Here is a 22755-nt window from a genome sequence, read left to right as displayed (position 1 = left end):
AATGAAAAAGACAATACTTACAATAATCGCAATCGCTGCTTCCTTAGGAGTAATTGGTTATGTTTTATCGAAAAACAAGGCAGAAAACAAAGCTAAAACTGATATTGTTGCCGAAAAAAATGCAGCAGTTTCTGTAAAAGTTGCTCAAGTAAAAACAGAAAATATTGCATTGGATTTTGTTGCTAACGGAAACTTCGCACCTACACAGGAACTTACTTTCTCTGCCGAAAAATCAGGAAAAGTAATTAAAGTTCTGGTTGATGAAGGAGACTATGTAAATGTTGGACAGACATTGGTAATCGTTAGAAGTGACGTAATTAATGTAAATGCTAATACTGCAAAAGCGGCTTATGATAATGCTAAAAATGATTATGCAAGATATGAAAACGCTTACCAGACCGGAGGTGTTACCAAACAGCAATTGGATCAGGCAAAACTGCAGTTAACAAATGCACAAGCAAACTTAACCCAAGCGAACATCAACGTAGGTGACACTAAAGTAAAAGCACCTATCAAAGGATTCATTAACAAAAGATTTATTGAACCAGGAACAATTCTAGCTGGAATGCCACCTACACAAATGTTTGACATTGTGGATGTTTCCAAATTAAAATTAAAAGTAAGCGTGAACGAAAGCCAGGTTGCTGGTTTGAAAATTGGAAATACTGTACCTGTAACTTCAAGTGTTTTTCCTGATAAATCTGTCACTGGCAAAATTACTTTTATCGCTCCAAAAGCAGATGAAAGCCTAAACTTCCCTGTTGAAATTGAAATCACAAACAATGCTAACAGCAGCATTAAAGCAGGAATGTACGGAACTGCCAACTTTGGAACAAAACAAAAACAAGAATTGAAAGTAGTTCCTAGAAATGCTTTCGTTGGAAGTGTAAGCAGCAATCAGATATTTGTGGTTGAAAACGGAATCGCTAAACTTAAAAAAGTAACTGCTGGAAGAATTTTAGGCGACAAGGTTGAAATAATCAATGGACTATCTGATGGTGAAACTGTTATTATTACAGGTCAGATTAATCTTCAGGATGGTAACGCAGTAGAAATTATTAAATAATTTAAAGCATTAAGCTATAAGCCATAAGCATTAAGCTTATTGCCTACAGCATAAAGCATAAAGCAACAAAAAATGAAATTAGCAGAAATATCCATAAAACGTCCTTCGTTAATTATCGTTCTCTTCACGATACTAACTCTTGGAGGACTGTTCAGTTACAGCCAATTGGGCTACGAGCTGATTCCTAAATTCGAACAGAATGTTATTACGATTTCTACTATTTATCCTGGAGCTTCTCCAAGTGAGGTGGAAAATACCGTTACCAAAAAAATTGAGGATGGTATCGCCTCTTTGGAAAACATCAAAAAAATTGATTCCAAATCATACGAAAGTTTATCAATCGTATCGGTTACACTGACATCGAATGCAAAAATTGACATTTCGATGAATGATGCACAGCGTAAAGTCAATGCGCTTGTGAGTGACTTGCCAGATGATGCCGAAACTCCAGCCTTAACCAAATTCTCTTTGAGTGATTTACCAATTATGACTATTGGTGCCAATGGTAAAATGGACGAAGCAGCTTTTTATGATTTGATCGATAAAAAGATTGCTCCTGTTTTATCCCGTGTGCAGGGTGTCGCGCAGGTAAACATCATTGGTGGTCAGGAACGTGAAATTCAGGTGAACCTTGACGCAGTAAAAATGCAGGGTTACGGGCTTTCGGTTCCGCAGGTACAGCAAATGATTTTATCTTCGAATCTGGATTTCCCAACGGGTAATATTCAAACCAGAAATCAAAAAATATTAATCCGTTTAGCGGGTAAATACAAAAGTGTAGATGAATTAAGAAACTTGGTTGTTTCATCTAAAAACGGAATCGAAATCCGTTTACAGGATATTGCTGATGTTCAGGATGCTCAAAAAATAGCAGAAAAAATCTCAAGAGTAGATCAAAAAAGCGCGATCATTCTGCAGGTAATCAAACAATCAGATGCAAATGCCGTTGCGGTAAGTGCCGATTTGAAAACTAAAATTTCTAAATTAGAAACTGAATATAAAACAAACGAACTGTCTTTAAAAATTGCAAAAGACAGTACTGATTATACACTAGAAGCAGCCGATTCTGTAATACACGATTTATTGATTGCGGTAATCCTGGTAGCATTTGTAATGTTATTCTTCCTGCACAGTATTCGTAACTCATTAATTGTAATGGTTTCGATTCCTGCTTCGCTGATAGCAACTTTTATCGGAATTTATCTTTTAGGATATACTTTGAACTTGATGAGTTTATTAGGACTTTCACTTGTAGTTGGTATTCTTGTCGATGATGCGATTGTGGTTCTGGAAAACATTTACAGGCACATGGAAATGGGCAAAAGCCGTATCCGTGCTTCTTTTGACGGTACTGCAGAAATCGGGGGAACGGTAACTTCGATTACCTTGGTAATTGTGGTAGTGTTCCTGCCAATTGCAATGAGTTCAGGATTGGTGTCAAACATTATTACCCAATTCTGTGTTACTGTAATTATATCTACAATGCTGTCTTTATTGGCTTCATTCACTATTATTCCTTGGCTGTCTTCCCGTTTTGGAAAATTGGAACATATTGAAGGTAAAAATTTATTTGGAAAAACCATTCTTGGATTCGAAAGCCTTTTGACACGTTTTACAAACTGGGTAACCGAATTATTAAACTGGTGTCTGGATCATTACATCAAAACTATTGCTGTTGTTGTGGTCTTGTTTTTTGCTTCGACTATCGGTTTGATGAGCGGCGGATTTATTGGTGGAGAATTCTTTGCTTCTTCTGACAGCGGTGAGTTTTTGGTTCAGATCGAAATGCCGAAAGACGCTTCATTGGAACAAACCAACTTCATGACTCAAAAAGCTGAAGCCTATTTGAAAAACGAAGAATATGTAGCCAGCCAGATTACAACTGTAGGGCAGACTTCCGAAGGTATGGGAGGATCGCAGGCGACTGCTTACAAAGCAGAGATTGATGTAAAAATGATTGACCACACAAAACGTTCGGATGTTGCTTCTGTATATGCAGCAAAAATCAAACGTAAACTGGAAAAAGTATTGGTTGGTGCCAAAGTAAAAACAGTACCAGTTGGTATTTTAGGTACTGCAGAAAATGCTAAATTAGGATTGATTGTTACAGGACCTTCAACCGAAACTGCTATGGCTTTCGCCAAATTAGCTGAAGCAGAATTACGCAGCATTCCTGGAACAACCGAAATTAAACTGACTGTTGAAGATGGAAATCCTGAAATCAACGTACAGGTGGATCGTGATAAAATGGCAGCATTAGGACTTACACTTCAGACTGTAGGTATGACAATGCAGACAGCTTACAGCGGCAACACTGACGGAAAGTTCAGAGCTGGTGAATATGAATATGACATCAACATTAAATACAATGCTTTTGACAGAAAAAATATTACTGATGTGAGTAATCTGATTTTCGTTAACAGTGCTGGACAGCAGATCAAACTGTCGCAGTTTGCTTCAATTACTGAAGGTTCTGGACCAAGCCAATTGGAACGCCGTGACAAATCGGCATCGGTAACGGTACAAGGTCAAAATGTTGGGGTTCCAACTGGGACAATTGTAACCCAATGGCAGGCAAAACTGGATAAACTTAAAAAACCAGTTGGGGTAAGCTACATTTGGGGAGGTGATCAGGAAAATCAAAGCGAAGGTTTTGGTACTTTGGGAATCGCTTTATTGGCCGCTATTATTTTGGTTTACCTTGTAATGGTTGGTTTGTATGACAGTTTTATGCACCCGTTTGTAGTATTGTTTGCTATTCCGCTTTCGTTCATTGGAGCGATGCTGGCTTTAGCGTTAACCAATAATACACTGAATATATTTACCATTTTGGGTATCATCATGTTAATTGGTCTGGTGTGTAAAAATGCGATCATGCTTGTGGATTACACCAACCAGCGAAGAGCGGCTGGTGAAACCATCAGAAGAGCTTTGATTCAGGCGAACCACGCTCGTCTGCGTCCGATCTTGATGACGACAATTGCGATGGTTTTCGGTATGTTTCCAATTGCATTGGCTTCTGGAGCTGGTGCTGAATGGAAAAATGGTCTGGCTTGGGTAATTATCGGAGGATTGATTTCGTCATTATTCTTAACCTTGATTATCGTTCCTGTGATTTATGAAATCATGGAGAAAATCAAAGCTAGATTGACTAAAGACGAAAAAATCGATTACGAAGCCGAAATGACTGCCGATTACGATCATAAAGAACTAAGCGAGGATGGTTTTAATCCGAAGCATACACTATAATACCTGAATTTAATTGTGATAAAGAAACCGCCAGAAATCTGATTTTTGGCGGTTTCTTGTTTTTTTACGGGAATGGAATGATTATATTTGGAGATTGAGCAACCTCAATAACAATAACATATAGAATATTTACGTAATACTTAACCGCTATAACATATGGATTTTAAACCCGCTGACTTTTTTATTGGATTAGTTGATTTTTTCTCCGTCCTTCTACCTGGATTTTGTGTTGTATACATTGTTACTGTCAATACATTTAATCAATGTCATAATTTTTCAAGTCCATCATGGGTATACTACGCAATAACTTCCTATATAGTTGGACACATACTATACGCCTTTTCTGGTTTGTGGAAAAAAATCTGAATGACTGGATGATTATTCAGTTTTACAGCAAAAAAGGCCTGCTTAGAAAATTATTTAAAAACATGCCCGAATCAAGAGGATTAGCATTGATTGAAGAAGCAAAAAAAATTAAAGGCGAATGCTTCAAAAATGAAAGTTATCATCAGGATATTAAGTTTTATGATTGGATAAAGATTATTATTTCAAAAGATGACCCGCAATTAATGACAATTACACAGCGGTTAGAGGCGGACTCAAACTTTTTCAGAAGTTTCACAATTGTCTGCATTGTTGCAGCTTGCTATTATTTCCATTGTACGCCTATTCTCATTAGTTCTATTTTACTATTTTTCTTTTCATTATGGAGATTTGTTAACCGAAGATTTAATGCAGAAGAATTTGCCTCACTCTATTTAATTAATAAGTATAAAATCAGAAAAATAGAATAATTACCTGCTATTACAAATTAATTATTTATGCTGGAAAGCTAATAATTCGTTGAGAGAGATTTATTCATCTGGATTTGTAAATTATATTTCAAACACTCTAAACCTTATTAAAAAAGACAAAAAGCCTAGTTAGGCTTTTTGTCTTTTCAGAGTTTTCAAATTATTTTGGATGTCTTTATTGTTTTTATTGTTATAAACATTTTTCCATTACTAGGAATTAATGTAAACCCATAAGCACTATAAAAGTCTCTCGCTTCATCGTCTATTGGTTCAACAACTACGGCTATTACTCCTAGACTCTCCGATAACTCAACAGCTTTATTTAAAGCATTGATTAGTAAGAACTCTCCATATCTATTCCCTTTGTCTCTTTTATCAACGGCTAATCTACCTAATAATATCGTGGGCAAATTAATGTATGAAGACGGTAATTTTTCGGCTAAATCTTCTGGAAATTCAGACCTGCTAATTGTATTACTGGATAAAGTATAATAACCAACTACTCTTTTAGTTTTTACTTCATTTAAAACATAACAAACTGATAAGTCTCTATTATAATCTTGTTTTGCTTGGGTTCTTATATAACCATCTAATAACTCTTTACCACAACTAAATTCTTTTTTTACGTGTAATTTATTTAATAATTCTAATTTTAGGCTCATCTGATTCGACTAATTTTGAATGGTTAATTTGAGCATTCTTAAGTTTGTCGTTTGCCATAGGGGGATTTAAAATTGTATCAATAAATATTTTTTTATCTTCTAAAGTATTCAAAATACTATTATTTTCATTTACAATTTTATTCGCTTCATTTGTTACAAAAGTAACAATAAACTCACTGACGTTTTTAAAACCACGCAATGCTGACGCATACTTAATCAATTCCTTTTGTTCTTTGCTAATACGAACATCTATACGGTCATTAATTAATGTTGCCATATGTTAACTATATTAAATTTGTCTATTATGTTTATAAGTCCTTTTATAAATTTTTCGCACTTTTTTCTGTTTCCTTTTTCTTCTTTTAAGTTATTTTAAGTTATTCGAATTAACATTTTTAAATTTATTTTTTAATTAAACTTAAAATTTCGTTTCGTTCTTATCCCATTTGAATTTTAAATGATTTTTTTTTTGACTACTAGAAGCCGTATTAGCTTTTACAAACGTACGTAAAAAAACCGTACGTAAAAAATTTTGTGAAATATTTTAATTTCTAAATCATTTAACTCACCATTTTATGCTAAAGAAAAATATCATGGTATTTATTTTTAGCAACTCCCTGCTCAACATATTTCGGCTTTGCGCTTTTTTAATACTTTTTAAAATTGTAAAAAATCATTCAAATCCACAAGAATTAGGATAGCTCGGTCAGAAAATATTCTTTTTTGAACCACCTTATTAACTAACATATTACAGTAATTTTATTTGGAATTATTTTCGCATTCAAAAAAAAATTAAAAAAAACTCGATTCTCGTAAAATATTTATCAAGTTCATTTGTCTACATAAATAGAAGGCTTCTTAAAATGAATTTAAAAACAAAAAAAATATACCATGAAAAGAAAAGGTTTTAAAATAGCAGGAATAATATTGCTCGTCATTGCAGCAGGCACAGGATTCAGTTTTGCAGTCATGCTGTTGTGGAATGCATTGATGCCAAGCATATTCGGATTAGGAATTATCAGTTTCTGGCAGGCATTGGGCTTACTTGTTCTTTCCCGTCTGCTGTTTGGCGGTCACGGGCATCATGGCGGTCCGGGATTTGGAGGTATGCGCCATAAAAACGGCATTCGCGAAAAATGGATGAGCATGACTCCCGAAGAGCGCAAAGAATTTGTTGAAAAACGCAAAGAAAACATGTGTGGCGGAAGATTTGGCCGAAGACGTTTCTTTGGTGACAAAGATTTTGATTTCGACAGTACTGACTTCGACAAAAAAGATAATGAGTAATAAAGAACCGCAAGATGTCGGAAAGCTGGTAACAGCTCACAAACCTCGATTGGACGCGTTTATTCGTAAACGCGTTTCAAACAAGGAAGATGCCGAAGACATTCTGCAGGACGTTTTTTACCAGCTGGCAAAAGTGGATACGGCGATGAATCCGATTGAGCAGGTAACTGCATGGCTGTATCGCGTAGCCCGTAACATGATAATCAATAAACAAATAAAGAAACATGAAGAAGAACTACCCTCTTACCTAAACGACGATGACGAGATGCTCAATGATATTTCTGAAATGCTTTTTAGCAAGCAGACATCCCCATCTCCCGAAACAGAATATTTGCGCTCCTTAATGTGGGTCGAACTGGAAAATGCATTATCTGAACTGCCACTGGAACAAAGAGAAGTTTTTGAAAAAAACGAATTAGATGGTTTGTCATTCAAGGAAATATCCGAAGAAACCGGTATTTCGGTCAATACATTGCTCTCGCGAAAGCGGTATGCTGTTTTGCATTTGCGGAAAAGATTATCCGAATTGTATGAAGAAATCATTTACTCCTGATTTTGTCAGTTATCACGATAAAAATTGACAGCCGTTCATTATTTATTATATAATCACCTAATTTTTAATAGAATACATTTTAAGCAATGGAAACTTTTTTTGTTTTTCTAGTTTCCTTTGTTATATTTGCATTACAAAAAAATTACAAAAAGACAGTAATTATGAAAAAAGAGTGGAAAATTGATGCTAGTGAATCGGACGTATTGATAAAAACAAGACGCTCTTTGATTGACTACATGTCTGGAACCAAGAATAATTTTAAAGGGCATATTGCCATACAAAACAACGAAGTAGAAAATGCCTCTATCGAATTTTCATTGCATGTAAATGACAAAGAGAGCAACTCGGATCTAAAATTAATTGACTTTTTTGAGAAAGACGAAACACCTGTAATTCAGTTTAAATCGACTTCTTTTCAAAAAGTAAATAAAAGCATCAATTTCCTTAAAGGCAATCTGACCATTCAGAACATTACCAAAGTCGTGGAATTGGATGCCGAATTTATTGGATACAGTGACTACAACGGAACCAAAAACGCATCGTTTGAAATTGTTGGAAATATCAACCCAAAAGATTTTGGCTTACATTATAATTCGTATACAAGTCACAATGGTTATGCAGTGGGATCCGACATTAAACTTATTGCCAACCTGGAATTCAAAAATCAATAATAGCAAAACCATTAATAACCAGTAACCCAATTCAATGAAAGACAAAATTATATCCAAGGCCAGTGATCTGTTTTTAAAACTAGGTTTTAAAAGCGTTACCATGGATGATATTGCCAGTGAAATGTGCATTTCGAAAAAAACAATCTACAAATATTTTTGCAACAAGGAAATATTGATTGATGAAAGCACGGAATTGGTTCATAAAACCGTTCACGAAGTCATTAACACCATTGTAGCCAAAAATCACAACGCAATTGAAGAGAATTTTGAAATTCGAAAAATGTTTAAGGAGATGTTTCAGGCGACAGATACTTCTCCGTTATATCAATTAAAGAAACATTACCCCGAAATCTATCAAAAAGTAATGTCTCGGGAAATTGATGAATGCAATATGTGCTTTAGGCAAAATATAGAAAAAGGCATTGAACAGGGATTATATCGAAAAGACTTGGACATAGCTATTTATGTAAAATTCTATTACATTTTAATCTTTAGTATTAAGGAAAATACTATTTCCGAAAAAGATTCCGTTAGACTGGAATTGGAAGCACTGGAATATCACACTAGAGCAATGGCAACCCCAAAAGGAATTGCCGAACTCGAAAAACAATTACTTAAAACCAATATATAATGAGGAATCTATTTATACTAGCCTTTAGCCTATTTGCCTTGAGCGTTCATGCCCAAGATAATAGCGAGCAGAAGAAAAGCTATTCATTTACTTTACAGCAGGCAATTGACCATGCACTTGAGAACAACTATACTGCAATCAATTCGGGACGCGATATAGAAGCAGCCAAAGAAAAAAAATGGGAGACCACGGCAATGGGACTTCCTCAAATTAATGCCGGAGTCGACTTTACCGATAATTTTGTATTGCAAAAATCAGTAGTTCCTGCAGAATTTTTTGGAGGAAATCCAGGCGAATATGCCGAAGTTGCTTTTGGAACCAAATACAATATGGTGGCAAGATCTACTTTGAGTCAGCTTATTTTTGACGGCTCCTATATTGTAGCACTTCAAGCTTCCAAAACGTATTTGAAATATTATGAAAACGCCAAGCGAAGAACTGATATTGATGTCAAGGAAATGGTTATTAACTCCTACGGCAATGTTTTGCTTGCCAAAGAAAACATAGCAATCCTTGAAAAAAACATCGCATCATTACAAAAAACATTGAACGACACAAGAGCTACCTATAAAAATGGATTAATCGAGGAAGAAAGTGTTGAGCAGCTGGAAATCACCTTGGGTTCGCTGGAAAGCACTTTAAACTACAACAAAAGGTTATTGGATATTACCTATAAAATGCTAAAAATAAATCTTGGAATTGATATCAATGCAGAAATTACCTTGACAGACAGGTTAGACGATTTGACTATTCAAAACATGGATCTTGCGTTTTCAAAAACAGAATTTGATATCAATAACAATATCAGTTACAAAATAGCAACCAATTTTGAAGAGCAAAGGACTCTCGAATACAAGCTTCAAAAAAGCAAGGCATTGCCATCATTATCGGCCAATTTTAATTTCGGGTACACTGCATTTAAAGACCAATTCGATTTTTTTTCCAAAAACCAGAACTGGTTTAATTACTCCAATCTAGGGGTGAGCTTAAATGTCCCCATATTTAGCAGTCTGGCCAGAAGTTCCAGAACACAGCAAGCCAAAATCGCCTTGGATCAAGCCAAAACCCAGCTGAGCGAAACGGAACAAAAATTGAAATTGCAATATGCTACCGCAAAAACGGAATACGAATACAGCATTGCCGATTACGAAACTGCCAAAAGCAATCTGCAGCTATCGGAAAGAATCGAGAAAAAACAGCAGATCAAATTCACCGAAGGGCTTTCAAGCAGTTTTGATTTCAATGATGCACAACGCCAATTGTATACCGCGCAACAGAAATATATTCAAACAATGGTGAACATCATCAACAAAAAAGCCAGTTTAGAAAAAATTACAACTAACTAACGATTTCAATAAATAATAGATATATGAAAAAAGCAATTATAATAACCACTTTATCAATTCTTTTAATTGCCTGTGGTTCATCAGACAAAAACCAATCGATCGATTCAATTATAGCTTCCAAGGACATTAAGGCCATAACTGCAAAAAAGGCCGAACTGCAATCACAGCTTACTCAAATTGATGAAGCTTTGGCAACTTTGGACGTAAACAAGGAAGTAGTAGCCTTGGTAACTGCAATAAAATTAAAAGATACTACCTTTAATCATTACCTTGAAATACAAGGAAGTATCAATACCAATGAAAATGTATTGATTCAGCCAGAATTTCCAGGCAATTTAGTTGCATTGAATGTAAAAGCGGGTCAAAGAGTATCCAAAGGACAAGTATTGGGTCGCACTGACGATGGTGGTATGAGTCAGCAATTAGCAAGTGCCGAAAACCAGTACGCTTTGGCCAAAACAACTTTTGAACGCCAGAAAAATCTATGGAGTCAAAAAATTGGTTCCGAAATACAATACCTTCAGGCGCAAACACAAATGATTTCGGCTCAGAAAGGCGTTGCACAAATCAAGGCTCAAATTGCAAAAACCGTAATCAAAGCACCATTTTCGGGAACTATTGACGAAGTATATGTAGAAAAAGGGGAAGTGGTTTCTCCAAGTCCGCAAGGCTTAATGCGAATTGTGAATTTAGGCAACATGTATGTTTCGACTTCTATTCCTGAAACCTATATAGGGAAACTAAAAATTGGAACCGAAGTTGATGTGTTTTTAACTTCATTGAATAAAACATACAAAGGAAAAGTTCGCCAGATTGGTAATTTCATCAATCCAAACAACAGAAGCTTCGGTATTGAAGTAAGTGTTCCAAATCCTGATAATCTGTTACGTCCAAACCAAGTTGCCAAGCTAAAAGTTATCGATTATGTAAGCAAAAATGCTGTAGTTGTACCAACGAATGTGATTCAGCAAGACGCTAAGAAAAACAATTTTGTTTATACGGTTGTTAATTCAAATGGGAAATCAGGAATTGCCAAAAAATCAATTGTTCAATTGGGTAAATCCTCTGATAACGTAACCGAAATTTTAAGCGGTCTAGATGCTGATGCAATAATAGTTACCGAAGGAGCGAACACCATTTCGGACGGGATGAAATTGAATTTCTAAAACAGTTTGTGGTTTATGGTTAATCGTTTATGGTTATCCGCAAACGAAAAAACAATAAACAACAAACAATAAACTTTTAAATATGTCACACCAAAACATAGAATTCGGAATATCAAGCTGGGCTGTCAAAAATCGCGTTACAGTGTACATCTTGACTTTATTGATTGTAATCACTGGAGTTATTGCCTATATAACAATGCCCCGCGAAGATTTTCCGGAAATCATAGAAAACAAAGTTTACATTTCTTCAGTTTTCCCTGGAAACTCGGCTGAGGATGTAGAAAAATTAATTATCAAACCGCTTGAAAAGGAAATCAAGAACATTAGCGGAGTAGATAAAATTACCTCCAGCTCCTTTCAGGATTACGGGATGATTATTGTCGAATTTGCCGACGAAGTTACCATTGATCAGGCCAAAACCAAGATAAAAGACAAGGTCGATGTTGTAAAGGCAGATACCGACTGGCCTAATCTTGACAATGGCAGTAAAGTAGAACCAAGTGTTTTTGAATTGAATATTTCGGAAGAAGTGCCAATCCTGAACATTAACCTTCAGGGAAACTATACCACACAGCAGCTTAAAAAATATGGAGAACTGCTTCAGGACGACATTGAAGAAATCCCCGAGGTAAAAAAAGTCGATATTCTTGGTGTTGATGACAAGGAAGTTGAAATTGCTGTCGATATCTTCAAAATGACAGCAGCGCAAGTATCTTTTGATGATATTCAAAATGCAGTTAAATATGAAAATATGACTCTTTCGGGAGGAAATTTAATTTCACAAGGCTCTAGAAACAACATCCGAATTGTGGGAGAAATAACAGATCCGAAAGAACTGGAAGATGTTATTGTAAAACACAATGGAGGAACTGTTTATTTAAAAGACATTGCCGTTGTTAAATTCAAGGAAAAAGAAAAAACTACCTATGCCCGTGAGAAAGGAACCGAAGTTGTAATGCTTAACGTGAAGAAACGTTCCAATCAAAACATGATTTCGGCAATTGAGCAGGTAAAAGAAAGAATCGAAGAGGCTAAAAAATCCTATTTACCTTCGAACCTAAAAATCGAATTGACCAATGATCAATCATCAAGAGTTGAACATCAGGTTGACGAACTTTCGAACCACATTATCTTTGGTATTGTACTGGTAATGATAGTTTTGATGTTTACAATGGGGCTACGAAACTCACTATTTGTGGGAGCAGCCATTCCTTTATCCATGCTGATGGCGTTCAGTATTTTATCAGCCTTTGGATTAACGCTGAACACCATGGTACTTTTTGGATTGGTCATGGGACTGGGAATGCTGGTGGACGACGGTATTGTGGTAGTTGACAACGTATTTGCCAATATGAAAAAAGGCATGAATCGTGTGGAAGCTTCCAAGATAGGTATAGGCGAAATTGCCTGGCCGGTTATCTCATCAACAGCAACTACATTAATGGCTTTCCTTCCATTTGCCTTATGGCCCGGTACGATGGGTAAATTCATGAAGTATTTCCCAATGACATTAACGGTAACCTTATCGGCATCATTATTTGTAGCAATGGTTGTCAATGCTGCAATGACAGGAGGATCTATGGATATTGAAGACAGGAATGTCAGCAAAAAATCGGCTAAAACCTATTCTATCATTTTTACCATTATTGCAGTTATTTTTGTCCTGCTTGGAAACATTTATGATTCTAAACTGGCAAAAGCTATTGGCCATCTGGCAATCATTTCTCTTGGATTGATGTGGCTTTATAAATTGAAACTATATCAATGGACGCAGGATTTCCAGCACAGCTTCTTCCCAAGAATGGAAGATAAATACAAAAGCTTTCTGGCCAAAATCCTTACCAAAAGAAGAGCTTGGTATGCATTGGCAGGAATCATTGCAATGTTATTTTTCTCTTTTATTCTTTTGGGTATATTTCCTAGAAAAGTATTGTTTTTCCCGGATAACATTCCAAATCAGGTAATTACCTATATCGAATACCCGCAAGGAACAGACATTGAAAAAACCAATAAGGCCACCTTATTCGTAGAAAAACAGGTTATCGAAGTCTTAAGTAAATATGTAGATCCAAAAACAAATAAAAACTACTTGGCCGAATCTATCGTATCACAAGTGGGTGTTGGTGCAGGAAATCCAAACGTAGATGCAGGTTCTGCTTCGGAAACGCCTTTCAAAGGAAAGGTAACGGTGAATTTCTCCGAATTTAAATTCAGAAGAGGAATCAACACCGCCGATATCTTGGAAGAAATCAGAGGGAAAGTAAAAGCAATAGCAGGAGCCACCGTTACTGTCGAAAAAGATGCCAATGGACCGCCAGCAGGTTACCCTATCAGTATTCAATTGACAGGAACTGATTATGACGATATGCTGAAAGAAGCTGATAAAATGATTGCTTTCATAAATACCAAAAACATTCCAGGAATTGAGAGGCTAAGTATTGATGTCAACAAGGAAAGCCCAGAGCTTGAGGTTAAAGTAGACCGTGAAAGTGCCGGTAGCTTAGGGGTTTCGACAGGGCAACTGGGATTCAATTTGCGACGTTCCGTATATGGTCAGGAAATCTCGACTTACAAAGAAGGAGATGACGATTACAACATCACGATGCGTATGCAGGATGATCAGCGCAAGAACGAAAATATTTTGTTCAACCAGTCATTAACTTTCCGTAATCAGGCAAATGGTCAAATGATGCAAGTACCTATTTCTGCTGTATCGCAGACAGAAAAAACGACGACTTACAACCAGATCAAAAGAAAGAACCAGAAACGTATCATGACGGTGTATTCCAACGTTTTGACAGGTTATAATGGTGATGAAATTACCAAGCAGATTGAAGCTGATTTAAAAGGGTATCAACTGCCAAAAACCATTACCTATTCATTCTCAGGAGTGCAGGAAGAGCAAGGCAAAAACCAGAGCTTCCTGATGTACGCGCTGTTTTTGGCCCTGGCAGGAATTACGATTATTATCGTGTTGCAATTTAATTCTGTTTCTAAAACAATGGTAATTCTGTTTACTGTAATTCTTAGTTTCAGTGGTGTATTTTATGGTTATGTCATTGCCAATATGGATTTTGTAATCCTGATGACGATGATGGGAATTATTTCGCTGGCGGGTATCGTGGTGAAAAACGGAATTGTATTAATGGATTTCTTTGTTTTACTATTGGATAAAAAAGTAGAGGATAATCATTTAGAAAGTCATGATGATTTAACTCTAGAAGAAATTAAAGAAGTTATCATCGAATCTGGAAAATCAAGATTGCGTCCAGTATTATTAACGGCTCTGACTGCTGTTTTGGGATTAATTCCATTGGCAATCGGACTGAATTTCGACTTCTTCTCGTTAATAACCGATTTGAATCCGCACATTTTCATGGGTGGTGACAACGTAATTTTCTGGGGACCATTGGCCTGGACAATCATTTTTGGATTGACTTATGCAACAGTATTGACTCTTGTTATGGTACCGGTTATGTTTTATTTGGTAAAACGAACTAAATATTGGCTGAGGGATAGAAGAAAAACTGAGACTGTCAAAATATAGTTTTTTAAACTCATGAAAAAACCACCTGAAATTTGATTTTGGGTGGTTTTATTTTTTTTTTTATAGAAATGGAATGAGTATGTTTGAAAAAATGAAGTAACCATCACACATCCATATCACAAAAAGAAAAGAGTTAATTAATTATTTTAATTTTAAAAAATGAAGCTTAAAAAAATACTATTGTTGATCTTACTAAGCATGAGTTTGAATTTATTTGCACAAGTAACAACAACAAAAGAAGGTACAAAAATTGAAATATTAAAAGCTAAATTAGTTGACAATAGTAGTGTTTTTTGGAATCAGACAACTTAAGGTGACGAGTGATGATTTAAGAAAAGTAATGATTAAAACAAAAATTAAATCTACAATTTTTAACAAAACAAAATTAAGTGCATTTTCACTTTTATTCGCTACAGACTTGCAGATTATAAAGGCTATACAGGAGTTATAGGTTATCCAGAATTAATACCATTTAGAAAAGATAAAATTTACAATGAAAAGGGGAATGAGATTAAAGGAGATTGGCTACCCCCATACAGTAATTACGAAAAAGATTATTTTAATGAATTTGATAAAGAAGGGTACAGTAATTTTGAGATGAAAGTTAATTTCGGGACAACTGAAAAGCCAAAATTAAGTATTGTTTATTTTGGGCAAACTAGCTACGAAAAATTTGCCGCTGAATTATACTTTACAATTTTAATAGAAAAAAAAGATTCAGATTATGAATTATATTATAAAAATGAAAAAATAAGTGATATAAAATTTGAATAAAGACCTCGCTCAGCACCCTCCTTTCTTTGCATGTTTTTATCAATCGGGAAAAAAATTAGAAATACCCTTATCTATGATCATTTATTCAGGCATTACAAAAATCTGGAGCATTTTAAAGACATAAAAAAAGGAGAAAATCAATAAAGACTTTCTCCTTTTTTCAAATTAACTAGTAGTATTGTTTAGTTTGAAGTAGCAAAAGCATCCTGTCTCCAGTTTTTTATTTTAGAAACTTGATTATTGGAAAAATCTACTTCACTAAGACTATTTTTTCCATCTATTTGAGACCAGAAAAACCATTTACCCGTTTTTACTCCAGCCACATATTCGCCAGAAGCAATTTTGTCTCCAGCTTCATTATACGAAACCCAGATTCCTTCTAATTTGCCATTTTCGAAATATCCTTCCTGCTGTATTTGCCCATTTTCATAAAAATAGGTAGCTTTTAATTTTTTGCCGAAAGGCTCTAATACTGGTTTTGAATCTTGTGCAAAAATTACACCAGAAAATAATATCGCTGTCAATATCACAAACTTTTTCATATCGCTAATTTTTAATTGTTTACATCTTGTTATTCAAAATTAAGAACAAAATTTACATTAAAAAAACTTTTACTTAACAATTTCGTAACATAAGCAAAAGCTTAACATTGGAAACAAAAAAACCAGAGCTTAAGCACTGGTTTTACTGGTGTTTTTACCAAAACAGCAAAATTGTGATAATAAAAATTACTTAAGCAATACATCTAATTTAGTCTGTAATTCCCCAGATGATGGTCTATCCGCATCTGCGTCTACAATATTTCCTTTAGGATCAATTAAAATAAATCTCGGGATTCCTGTCACACCATAACTCACTACAAAATCGGACTGCCAGTCTTTGTCTGCAAATAATTGAATTCCGCCTAACTTTTTATCCAAGACAAATTTTTTCCACTTGTCATGATCACTGGCTTTATCAATAGAAAGGCTCACAAAGTGAATATTTTTTCCGTGATATTTTTCTTCAATCTTTTGCAGGAAAGGAATTTCAGCCCGGCACGGACCGCACCAAGTTGCCCAAACATCAATATATACATACTTGCCTTTTAAGTCGGACAGCTTGGTTTTCCCCCCAGCATAATTTTCATAATCAAAATCAGGAGAGGCTTTTCCAACAAAACTGTTCATCTTAGATGCATTTTTGTATTCCTGGACAGCATATTCATTAAATTGCTCAAATGATCTTTTTAGCGCATCTTTAAATTCAGGATCAAAATCACCCTTTTCGAGATTACCTAAATCAGATTTATTCTTTTCTTTTAACAATGATGTAAACTCAGCCTCTTCTTTTGCGAAAGCTTCATTTTGAAATTTTTCGTCTCTTAAAGCCTGCTGTGCCAAAAAATTACTTTCACTAGTACCTTTTCCTTTGTAAACAATAGTTTCATCAAATTCTTTAGCATTCATTGTCAAGTTTACCTCGGAACCTGGTTTCAAAAATAAAGTTGACGATTCTACTCCATCAGAAAAACGATAAAATCCCTTTGGAGCTTCAAAAGCAGTATCAAAAAGCTCGTTTTTATTAATTGGTATAACTTGCCTAAAATTATTTGCTCCTTTGATAACAAGTGTATCACTGTTTCTATTGGAGATTTTAGCAGTAAATTTTATTTGGTTATTACCCTGAGAAATCCCCTTAAAAGCCACGAGACCAAGCATGCTTAAAATAAAAAATTTTTTCATAATGAAAGTTTTATCGTTTTGAATACTTCAAATCTAAAGAAATTCTATGTGAAATCTTACCTATTAACAAAACATTCTATTTTAATATGCATCAAGTTGCATACTTTTCTATATTAATTTGAATTTTGTGTTTACTTTTGCAGTCTAAAATTTTGATCATGTATAGAAGTCATAATTGTGGCGAGTTAAACGCCTCAAATATTAATACCGAAGTTACTCTAGCGGGTTGGGTCCAAAAATCACGCGATAAAGGATTTATGAATTGGGTTGATTTGCGGGACCGTTATGGAATAACACAGCTTATTTTCGACGAAAGCCGTACTGATAAGAGAGTTTTTGAAGCAGCCAAAACTCTCGGACGTGAATTTGTTATCCAGGTAAAAGGAACTGTTATTGAGCGTGAGGCCAAAAACAAAAACATACCTACGGGTGAAATCGAGATTTTAGTTTCCGAATTAAACATATTAAACGCAGCTCTCACTCCTCCGTTTACTATTGAAGATGAAACAGACGGCGGTGAAGACATCCGAATGAAATACCGCTACTTGGACATTCGAAGAAATCCTGTAAAAAACAGTTTGCTTTTCCGTCACAAAGTGGCAATGGAAGTTCGCAAATACCTTTCGGATTTGGATTTCTGCGAAGTGGAAACTCCATACTTAATCAAATCGACTCCAGAAGGAGCCAGAGATTTTGTTGTACCATCAAGAATGAACGAAGGACAATTTTATGCTTTGCCACAATCACCACAGACATTCAAACAATTATTGATGGTAGGTGGCATGGATAAATATTTTCAAATCGTAAAATGTTTCCGTGACGAAGATTTACGCGCTGACAGACAGCCCGAATTTACACAGATTGATTGCGAAATGGCTTTTGTTGAACAGGAGGACATTTTAAATATTTTTGAAGGCCTGACACGTCATCTGCTAAAAGAAATAAAAGGAATCGAAGTTGATAAGTTCCCACGCATTACTTATGAGTATGCAATGAAAACGTATGGCAATGACAAGCCAGACATTCGTTTCGGAATGGAATTTGGTGAATTGAACGAATTTGCTCAGCATAAAGAATTCCCAGTTTTCAATTCAGCTGAACTGGTAGTGGGAATCGCCGTTCCAGGAGCAGGAAATTATACTCGTAAAGAAATTGATGCCTTGATTGATTGGGTAAAACGCCCACAGGTTGGCGCCAGTGGAATGGTTTATGTAAAATGCAACGAAGATGGTACATTCAAATCATCTGTTGACAAATTCTACGATCAGGACGATTTAACTAATTGGGCCAATACAACCGGAGCAAAATCTGGCGATATGATTTTCGTTCTTTCGGGGCCAGCCGATAAAACAAGAGCACAACTGAGCGCATTGCGTATGGAATTAGCCACCCGTTTAGGATTAAGAAATCCTGCAGAGTTTGCACCTCTTTGGGTTGTTGATTTTCCATTATTAGAATTTGATGAAGAAAGCGGCCGTTACCACGCGATGCATCATCCTTTTACTTCTCCAAAACCAGAAGATATGCACCTGCTGGAAACCAATCCAGGAAAAGTCCGTGCCAATGCTTACGATATGGTATTAAATGGCAATGAAATAGGCGGAGGATCTATTCGTATTCATGACAAGGAGACACAGCAGTTAATGTTTAAATATTTAGGCTTTACAGAAGAAGAAGCCAAGGCACAATTTGGATTCTTAATGGATGCTTTTCAATTTGGGGCACCGCCTCACGGAGGGCTGGCATTTGGACTGGATCGTTTAGTGGCCATTCTAGGAGGTCAGGAAACAATTCGTGATTTCATTGCTTTTCCTAAAAATAACTCTGGCAGAGATGTAATGATAGATGCTCCATCCACAATTGACGAATCTCAATTAAATGAATTGCATATTAAATTAAATGCAAACAATTAGACAAAAACACTTGAATATCAATAATTTTAGAAAAAAAATATTAGCATAATGATTTTCGTATTATATTAAAGATTACATTTGCGATATTATAAATTATTATTACTATTACAATGCGTACAGGTACAGTTAAATTTTTCAATGAATCTAAAGGTTACGGATTCATTACAGACGAAGAAACAGGAAAAGACATTTTTGTTCATGCATCAGGCATCAGCGCAGAAGAATTGCGTGAAGGTGACAGAGTTAGCTATGAAGAAGAAGAAGGAAGAAAAGGTAAAGTTGCAGCTAAAGTAGCAGTACTTTAGTGTTAAAATAGCTTACTGTTTTATTGCAAAAACGTCTAAAAAACGTTCCGACATAATCGGAACGTTTTTTTTTGCGCATACATCAAAAATCAGTTATTTATAATCATTAAAAATTAGGTTTTTTTTAAGTTAATGTTTCTACTAAATTTGTCACAAAACTTGTGTTTTAATTACACTAAAGCTATCTTTGTATCTTAATTTAAATCAATAATTGATAATTATGCAATCTGAACAATTAAACTATATTCCTGTCTTTATGCAGCTCGTTTTAGCTGTAGGATTTGTTGTGGGGATGATCATTATTTCTGGCAAATTAGGACCGAAAAGATTATCTGAAAATAAAGACAAAAATTTCGAATGCGGTATTGAATCAGTAGGAAATGCAAGAATCCCTTTTTCGGTTAAATATTTCATCGTAGCCATATTATTTGTTCTTTTTGATGTAGAGGTAATTTTCTTATATCCTTGGGCAGTGAATTTCAAAGAGTTAGGCATCGAGGGAATGATAAAAATGATTATCTTTATGATGTTGCTATTGGTTGGTTTTTTCTATATTATCAAAAAGAAAGCCTTAGAATGGGAATAATTTTAAAGAGAGCAAAACAGATTAAAAAGTATACATAATACAGAAATTGATATTCGGATCCTAAATTCGTTTATCTAATAGCTGAAATCAATATTAAAAATGAGCGATTCAAAAGTAAATATGGTTGCCCCGCCAGAAGGTGTTGTAGGAGAAGGCTTCTTCGCCACAAAACTGAACGACGTTGTTGGATTAGCACGTGCCAATTCGCTTTGGCCTTTACCTTTTGCCACTTCTTGCTGCGGAATTGAATTTATGGCAACAATGGCTTCACATTATGATTTAGCACGTTTTGGTTCCGAAAGGGTAAGTTTTTCTCCTCGTCAGGCCGATATGTTATTGGTAATGGGAACAATTTCAAAAAAAATGGCTCCTATATTGCGTCAGGTTTACGAACAGATGGCAGAACCTAGATGGGTAATTGCTGTGGGTGCCTGTGCAACATCGGGAGGTATTTTTGACACCTACTCCGTATTACAGGGAATTGACAAAGTAATTCCTGTAGACGTATATGTTCCCGGCTGTCCTCCTCGCCCAGAACAAATTGTAGAAGGCGTTATGAAACTGCAGGAATTGGTGAAAAACGAATCTGTAAGAAGAAGAAGTTCGCCTGAGTACAAAGAATTATTGGCATCTTATAACATTCAATAAAAAAAATGGCATTAGAGACAACAGAAATTCAAGAGAAGTTAATCGAAAATTTTGGTTCAAAGGTTTTCCAATTTAACCAGGAGAGAGACATTTTTACATTTGAGGCAGATGCGGAAATAATTACAGCCGTTATTCTTTTTCTAAAAAATGATTCCGCTTTACGTTTTCATTTTTTAACTGATTTATGTGGCATACATTATCCCGATAATGAAGAAAACAGACAATTTGCAGTCGTTTATCATTTACACAATTGGTACGAAAACAAACGTATCCGAATTAAATCTTTCCTAAACGGTTCCAACCCTGAAATCAAAACAGTTACAAATATCTTTTTGGGAGCCAATTGGATGGAAAGAGAAACATATGACTTCTTCGGAATTAACTTCATAGGACATCCACAATTAAAACGCATTTTGAATATGGACGAAATGGTTTCTTTCCCAATGCGCAAGGAATTCCCAATGGAAGACAGCGGAAGAACAGATAAGGATGACAGGTATTTTGGAAGAACAACAACCAATCAGCCAATAGTAAAATAAATATAATTTTTCACATTAGATAAATGTCAGAACTATTATTACCACCAGAGCATCGCTATGCTAAAATAATCAAAGAACGCCACAATGAAGACGGAAGCGAGCTTTCTATTCTGAATTTAGGCCCTACTCACCCTGCAACACATGGTATTTTTCAAAATATCCTGTTAATGGATGGTGAAAAAATCCTGGAAGCTGAACCTACTATTGGTTACATCCACAGAGCTTTTGAAAAAATTGCCGAAAATCGTCCTTTTTACCAAATCACTCCTCTTACTGATAGAATGAACTATTGCTCTTCTCCTATCAACAATATGGGATGGTGGATGACTCTTGAAAAACTTCTTGATATAAAAGTTCCTAAAAGAGCCCAATATTTACGAGTTATTGTAATGGAACTGGCACGTATTACGGATCACTTAATCTGTAATTCAATTCTTGGTGTTGATACTGGAGCCTATACTGGATTCCTTTATGTGTTTCAATTTAGAGAAAAAGTATACGAAATTTACGAAGAAATCTGCGGAGCCCGTCTTACAACCAATATGGGAAGAATTGGCGGTTTCGAAAGAGACTGGTCACCAGAAGCTTTTAGAAAATTAGATGACTTTTTGAGAGATTTCCCTGTTGCCTGGAAAGAATTTGAAAACTTATTCGAAAGAAACAGAATATTTATTGACAGAACTGTAAATGTTGGAGCTATCTCTGCCGAAAAAGCAATGGCTTATGGATTTACAGGACCTAATTTGCGTGCTGCCGGTGTCGATTATGATGTGCGTGTAGCACAGCCTTACAGTTCTTATGAAGATTTTGACTTCATAGTTCCAGTAGGAAAATCAGGTGATACTTATGACCGTTTTTGTGTAAGAAACGCTGAAGTTTGGGAAAGTCTAAGTATTATCCGTCAGGCATTGGACAAAATGCCAGCAGGAAATGAATACCATGCCGAAGTTCCTGAATACTATCTTCCTCCAAAAGAAGATGTATATCACAATATGGAATCTTTAATATATCATTTCAAAATTGTAATGGGTGAAGTTCCCGTTCCTGTGGCAGATATTTATCATCCTGTTGAAGGTGGAAATGGCGAAATAGGATTCTACTTAGTAACAGACGGAAGCCGAACTCCGTATAGATTGCATTTCAGAAGACCTTGTTTTATCTTTTATCAAGCTTATCCAGAGATGATTAAAGGCTCGATGTTGTCTGATGCGATTGTTATTTTATCAAGTTTAAATGTTATTGCAGGAGAATTAGATGCGTAAAAAGATTTCAGATTGTTGATTAACGATTTTAG

At 35.4% G+C, this 22755-nt stretch carries 21 protein-coding genes; 17 read left to right on the top strand and 4 right to left on the bottom strand.

The window, feature by feature from the left end:
- The first annotated feature begins 1 nt into the window (after position 1).
- From ABEG11_RS08645 to ABEG11_RS08635, 3 genes are all read left to right on the top strand, one after another.
- A complete protein-coding gene (locus ABEG11_RS08645) occupies positions 2-1066 on the top strand; it encodes an efflux RND transporter periplasmic adaptor subunit (RefSeq protein WP_348823768.1) in 1065 nt (354 codons plus the stop codon).
- Between the two features lie 72 nt (positions 1067-1138).
- Positions 1139-4315, top strand: coding sequence for an efflux RND transporter permease subunit (locus ABEG11_RS08640; protein WP_348823767.1), 3177 nt, complete (start codon positions 1139-1141; stop codon positions 4313-4315).
- Between the two features lie 287 nt (positions 4316-4602).
- On the top strand, positions 4603-5109 hold the full coding sequence (locus ABEG11_RS08635; RefSeq protein ID WP_348823766.1) for a hypothetical protein: 507 nt from the start codon (positions 4603-4605) through the stop codon (positions 5107-5109).
- Positions 5110-5264: 155 nt separating this feature from the next.
- Here ABEG11_RS08635 and ABEG11_RS08630 read toward each other — a convergent pair whose 3' ends face one another.
- Both ABEG11_RS08630 and ABEG11_RS08625 read right to left on the bottom strand, forming a co-directional pair.
- A complete protein-coding gene (locus ABEG11_RS08630) occupies positions 5265-5771 on the bottom strand; it encodes a GNAT family N-acetyltransferase (protein ID WP_348823765.1) in 507 nt (168 codons plus the stop codon).
- Positions 5743-6048 (bottom strand): type II toxin-antitoxin system TacA family antitoxin, encoded by a 306-nt coding sequence (locus tag ABEG11_RS08625; protein WP_348823764.1) that lies wholly within the window; start codon positions 6046-6048, stop codon positions 5743-5745. The genes ABEG11_RS08630 and ABEG11_RS08625 overlap by 29 nt, the downstream gene beginning before the upstream one ends.
- 614 nt (positions 6049-6662) lie before the next feature.
- Here ABEG11_RS08625 and ABEG11_RS08620 point away from each other — a divergent pair.
- The 8 genes from ABEG11_RS08620 (at position 6663) to ABEG11_RS08585 (ending at position 15284) form a co-directional block, all read left to right on the top strand.
- Complete coding sequence (locus tag ABEG11_RS08620; RefSeq protein WP_348823763.1) at positions 6663-7058, top strand: hypothetical protein; 396 nt, start codon at positions 6663-6665, stop codon at positions 7056-7058.
- The gene (locus tag ABEG11_RS08615) at positions 7051-7611 is read left to right on the top strand and encodes an RNA polymerase sigma factor (protein WP_348823762.1); all 561 of its coding nucleotides are present in this window, start codon (positions 7051-7053) and stop codon (positions 7609-7611) included. Before ABEG11_RS08620 ends, ABEG11_RS08615 begins: the two co-directional genes overlap by 8 nt.
- A gap of 161 nt (positions 7612-7772) precedes the next feature.
- Positions 7773-8282 carry a YceI family protein gene (locus tag ABEG11_RS08610; RefSeq protein ID WP_348823761.1) on the top strand — a complete coding sequence of 170 codons (510 nt, stop codon included), beginning with the start codon at positions 7773-7775 and terminating at the stop codon, positions 8280-8282.
- A 34-nt stretch (positions 8283-8316) separates the two neighbouring features.
- Positions 8317-8913, top strand: coding sequence for a TetR/AcrR family transcriptional regulator (locus ABEG11_RS08605; protein ID WP_348823760.1), 597 nt, complete (start codon positions 8317-8319; stop codon positions 8911-8913).
- The gene (locus ABEG11_RS08600; protein ID WP_348823759.1) at positions 8913-10259 is read left to right on the top strand and encodes a TolC family protein; all 1347 of its coding nucleotides are present in this window, start codon (positions 8913-8915) and stop codon (positions 10257-10259) included. Before ABEG11_RS08605 ends, ABEG11_RS08600 begins: the two co-directional genes overlap by 1 nt.
- Positions 10260-10282: 23 nt before the next feature.
- The gene (locus ABEG11_RS08595) at positions 10283-11425 is read left to right on the top strand and encodes an efflux RND transporter periplasmic adaptor subunit (RefSeq protein ID WP_348823758.1); all 1143 of its coding nucleotides are present in this window, start codon (positions 10283-10285) and stop codon (positions 11423-11425) included.
- Between the two features lie 82 nt (positions 11426-11507).
- Positions 11508-14972: an efflux RND transporter permease subunit gene (locus tag ABEG11_RS08590; protein WP_348823757.1), complete on the top strand. Its 3465-nt coding sequence runs from the start codon at positions 11508-11510 to the stop codon at positions 14970-14972.
- A 159-nt stretch (positions 14973-15131) separates the two neighbouring features.
- Positions 15132-15284: a hypothetical protein gene (locus ABEG11_RS08585; protein WP_348823756.1), complete on the top strand. Its 153-nt coding sequence runs from the start codon at positions 15132-15134 to the stop codon at positions 15282-15284.
- Positions 15285-15928: 644 nt separating this feature from the next.
- On the opposite strand, the gene ABEG11_RS08580 is transcribed toward ABEG11_RS08585, so the two are convergent.
- Both ABEG11_RS08580 and ABEG11_RS08575 read right to left on the bottom strand, forming a co-directional pair.
- Positions 15929-16288, bottom strand: coding sequence for a toxin-antitoxin system YwqK family antitoxin (locus tag ABEG11_RS08580; protein ID WP_348823755.1), 360 nt, complete (start codon positions 16286-16288; stop codon positions 15929-15931).
- Between the two features lie 186 nt (positions 16289-16474).
- Positions 16475-17470 (bottom strand): TlpA family protein disulfide reductase, encoded by a 996-nt coding sequence (locus tag ABEG11_RS08575; RefSeq protein ID WP_348823754.1) that lies wholly within the window; start codon positions 17468-17470, stop codon positions 16475-16477.
- A 158-nt stretch (positions 17471-17628) separates the two neighbouring features.
- Here ABEG11_RS08575 and aspS point away from each other — a divergent pair, with 158 nt between their 5' ends.
- The 6 genes from aspS to ABEG11_RS08545 all read left to right on the top strand — a co-directional run bounded on the left by aspS (position 17629) and on the right by ABEG11_RS08545 (position 22723).
- Positions 17629-19383 carry an aspartate--tRNA ligase gene (aspS, locus tag ABEG11_RS08570; protein WP_348823753.1) on the top strand — a complete coding sequence of 585 codons (1755 nt, stop codon included), beginning with the start codon at positions 17629-17631 and terminating at the stop codon, positions 19381-19383.
- Between the two features lie 110 nt (positions 19384-19493).
- Entirely contained in the window at positions 19494-19688 is a 195-nt protein-coding gene (locus tag ABEG11_RS08565) for a cold-shock protein (protein ID WP_115814005.1), read from the top strand.
- Between the two features lie 220 nt (positions 19689-19908).
- Positions 19909-20274: an NADH-quinone oxidoreductase subunit A gene (locus ABEG11_RS08560; RefSeq protein WP_348823752.1), complete on the top strand. Its 366-nt coding sequence runs from the start codon at positions 19909-19911 to the stop codon at positions 20272-20274.
- Between the two features lie 99 nt (positions 20275-20373).
- Positions 20374-20922, top strand: a complete 549-nt coding sequence (locus tag ABEG11_RS08555) for an NADH-quinone oxidoreductase subunit B (protein ID WP_348823751.1) — start codon at positions 20374-20376, stop codon at positions 20920-20922.
- Between the two features lie 5 nt (positions 20923-20927).
- Positions 20928-21461, top strand: coding sequence for an NADH-quinone oxidoreductase subunit C (locus tag ABEG11_RS08550; protein WP_348823750.1), 534 nt, complete (start codon positions 20928-20930; stop codon positions 21459-21461).
- A 23-nt stretch (positions 21462-21484) separates the two neighbouring features.
- Positions 21485-22723 (top strand): NADH-quinone oxidoreductase subunit D, encoded by a 1239-nt coding sequence (locus ABEG11_RS08545; protein WP_348823749.1) that lies wholly within the window; start codon positions 21485-21487, stop codon positions 22721-22723.
- Positions 22724-22755: the final 32 nt, after the last annotated feature.

It is taken from the genome of Flavobacterium aestuarii (assembly GCF_040049115.1).
Classification (GTDB): Bacteria; Bacteroidota; Bacteroidia; order Flavobacteriales; family Flavobacteriaceae; genus Flavobacterium; species Flavobacterium aestuarii.
This window is presented reverse-complemented; position numbering and strand designations above follow the sequence as displayed.

What these genes read in the sequence shown, in the direction of transcription:
- ABEG11_RS08645 (WP_348823768.1), top strand. Translation starts at nt 2, where the DNA reads ATGAAAAAGACAATACTTACAATAATCGCAATCGCTGCTTCCTTAGGA.
- ABEG11_RS08640 (WP_348823767.1), top strand. Translation starts at nt 1,139, where the DNA reads ATGAAATTAGCAGAAATATCCATAAAACGTCCTTCGTTAATTATCGTT.
- ABEG11_RS08635 (WP_348823766.1), top strand. Translation starts at nt 4,603, where the DNA reads ATGGGTATACTACGCAATAACTTCCTATATAGTTGGACACATACTATA.
- ABEG11_RS08630 (WP_348823765.1), bottom strand. Translation starts at nt 5,771, where the DNA reads ATGAGCCTAAAATTAGAATTATTAAATAAATTACACGTAAAAAAAGAA.
- ABEG11_RS08625 (WP_348823764.1), bottom strand. Translation starts at nt 6,048, where the DNA reads ATGGCAACATTAATTAATGACCGTATAGATGTTCGTATTAGCAAAGAA.
- ABEG11_RS08620 (WP_348823763.1), top strand. Translation starts at nt 6,663, where the DNA reads ATGAAAAGAAAAGGTTTTAAAATAGCAGGAATAATATTGCTCGTCATT.
- ABEG11_RS08615 (WP_348823762.1), top strand. Translation starts at nt 7,051, where the DNA reads ATGAGTAATAAAGAACCGCAAGATGTCGGAAAGCTGGTAACAGCTCAC.
- ABEG11_RS08610 (WP_348823761.1), top strand. Translation starts at nt 7,773, where the DNA reads ATGAAAAAAGAGTGGAAAATTGATGCTAGTGAATCGGACGTATTGATA.
- ABEG11_RS08605 (WP_348823760.1), top strand. Translation starts at nt 8,317, where the DNA reads ATGAAAGACAAAATTATATCCAAGGCCAGTGATCTGTTTTTAAAACTA.
- ABEG11_RS08600 (WP_348823759.1), top strand. Translation starts at nt 8,913, where the DNA reads ATGAGGAATCTATTTATACTAGCCTTTAGCCTATTTGCCTTGAGCGTT.
- ABEG11_RS08595 (WP_348823758.1), top strand. Translation starts at nt 10,283, where the DNA reads ATGAAAAAAGCAATTATAATAACCACTTTATCAATTCTTTTAATTGCC.
- ABEG11_RS08590 (WP_348823757.1), top strand. Translation starts at nt 11,508, where the DNA reads ATGTCACACCAAAACATAGAATTCGGAATATCAAGCTGGGCTGTCAAA.
- ABEG11_RS08585 (WP_348823756.1), top strand. Translation starts at nt 15,132, where the DNA reads ATGAAGCTTAAAAAAATACTATTGTTGATCTTACTAAGCATGAGTTTG.
- ABEG11_RS08580 (WP_348823755.1), bottom strand. Translation starts at nt 16,288, where the DNA reads ATGAAAAAGTTTGTGATATTGACAGCGATATTATTTTCTGGTGTAATT.
- ABEG11_RS08575 (WP_348823754.1), bottom strand. Translation starts at nt 17,470, where the DNA reads ATGAAAAAATTTTTTATTTTAAGCATGCTTGGTCTCGTGGCTTTTAAG.
- aspS (WP_348823753.1), top strand. Translation starts at nt 17,629, where the DNA reads ATGTATAGAAGTCATAATTGTGGCGAGTTAAACGCCTCAAATATTAAT.
- ABEG11_RS08565 (WP_115814005.1), top strand. Translation starts at nt 19,494, where the DNA reads ATGCGTACAGGTACAGTTAAATTTTTCAATGAATCTAAAGGTTACGGA.
- ABEG11_RS08560 (WP_348823752.1), top strand. Translation starts at nt 19,909, where the DNA reads ATGCAATCTGAACAATTAAACTATATTCCTGTCTTTATGCAGCTCGTT.
- ABEG11_RS08555 (WP_348823751.1), top strand. Translation starts at nt 20,374, where the DNA reads ATGAGCGATTCAAAAGTAAATATGGTTGCCCCGCCAGAAGGTGTTGTA.
- ABEG11_RS08550 (WP_348823750.1), top strand. Translation starts at nt 20,928, where the DNA reads ATGGCATTAGAGACAACAGAAATTCAAGAGAAGTTAATCGAAAATTTT.
- ABEG11_RS08545 (WP_348823749.1), top strand. Translation starts at nt 21,485, where the DNA reads ATGTCAGAACTATTATTACCACCAGAGCATCGCTATGCTAAAATAATC.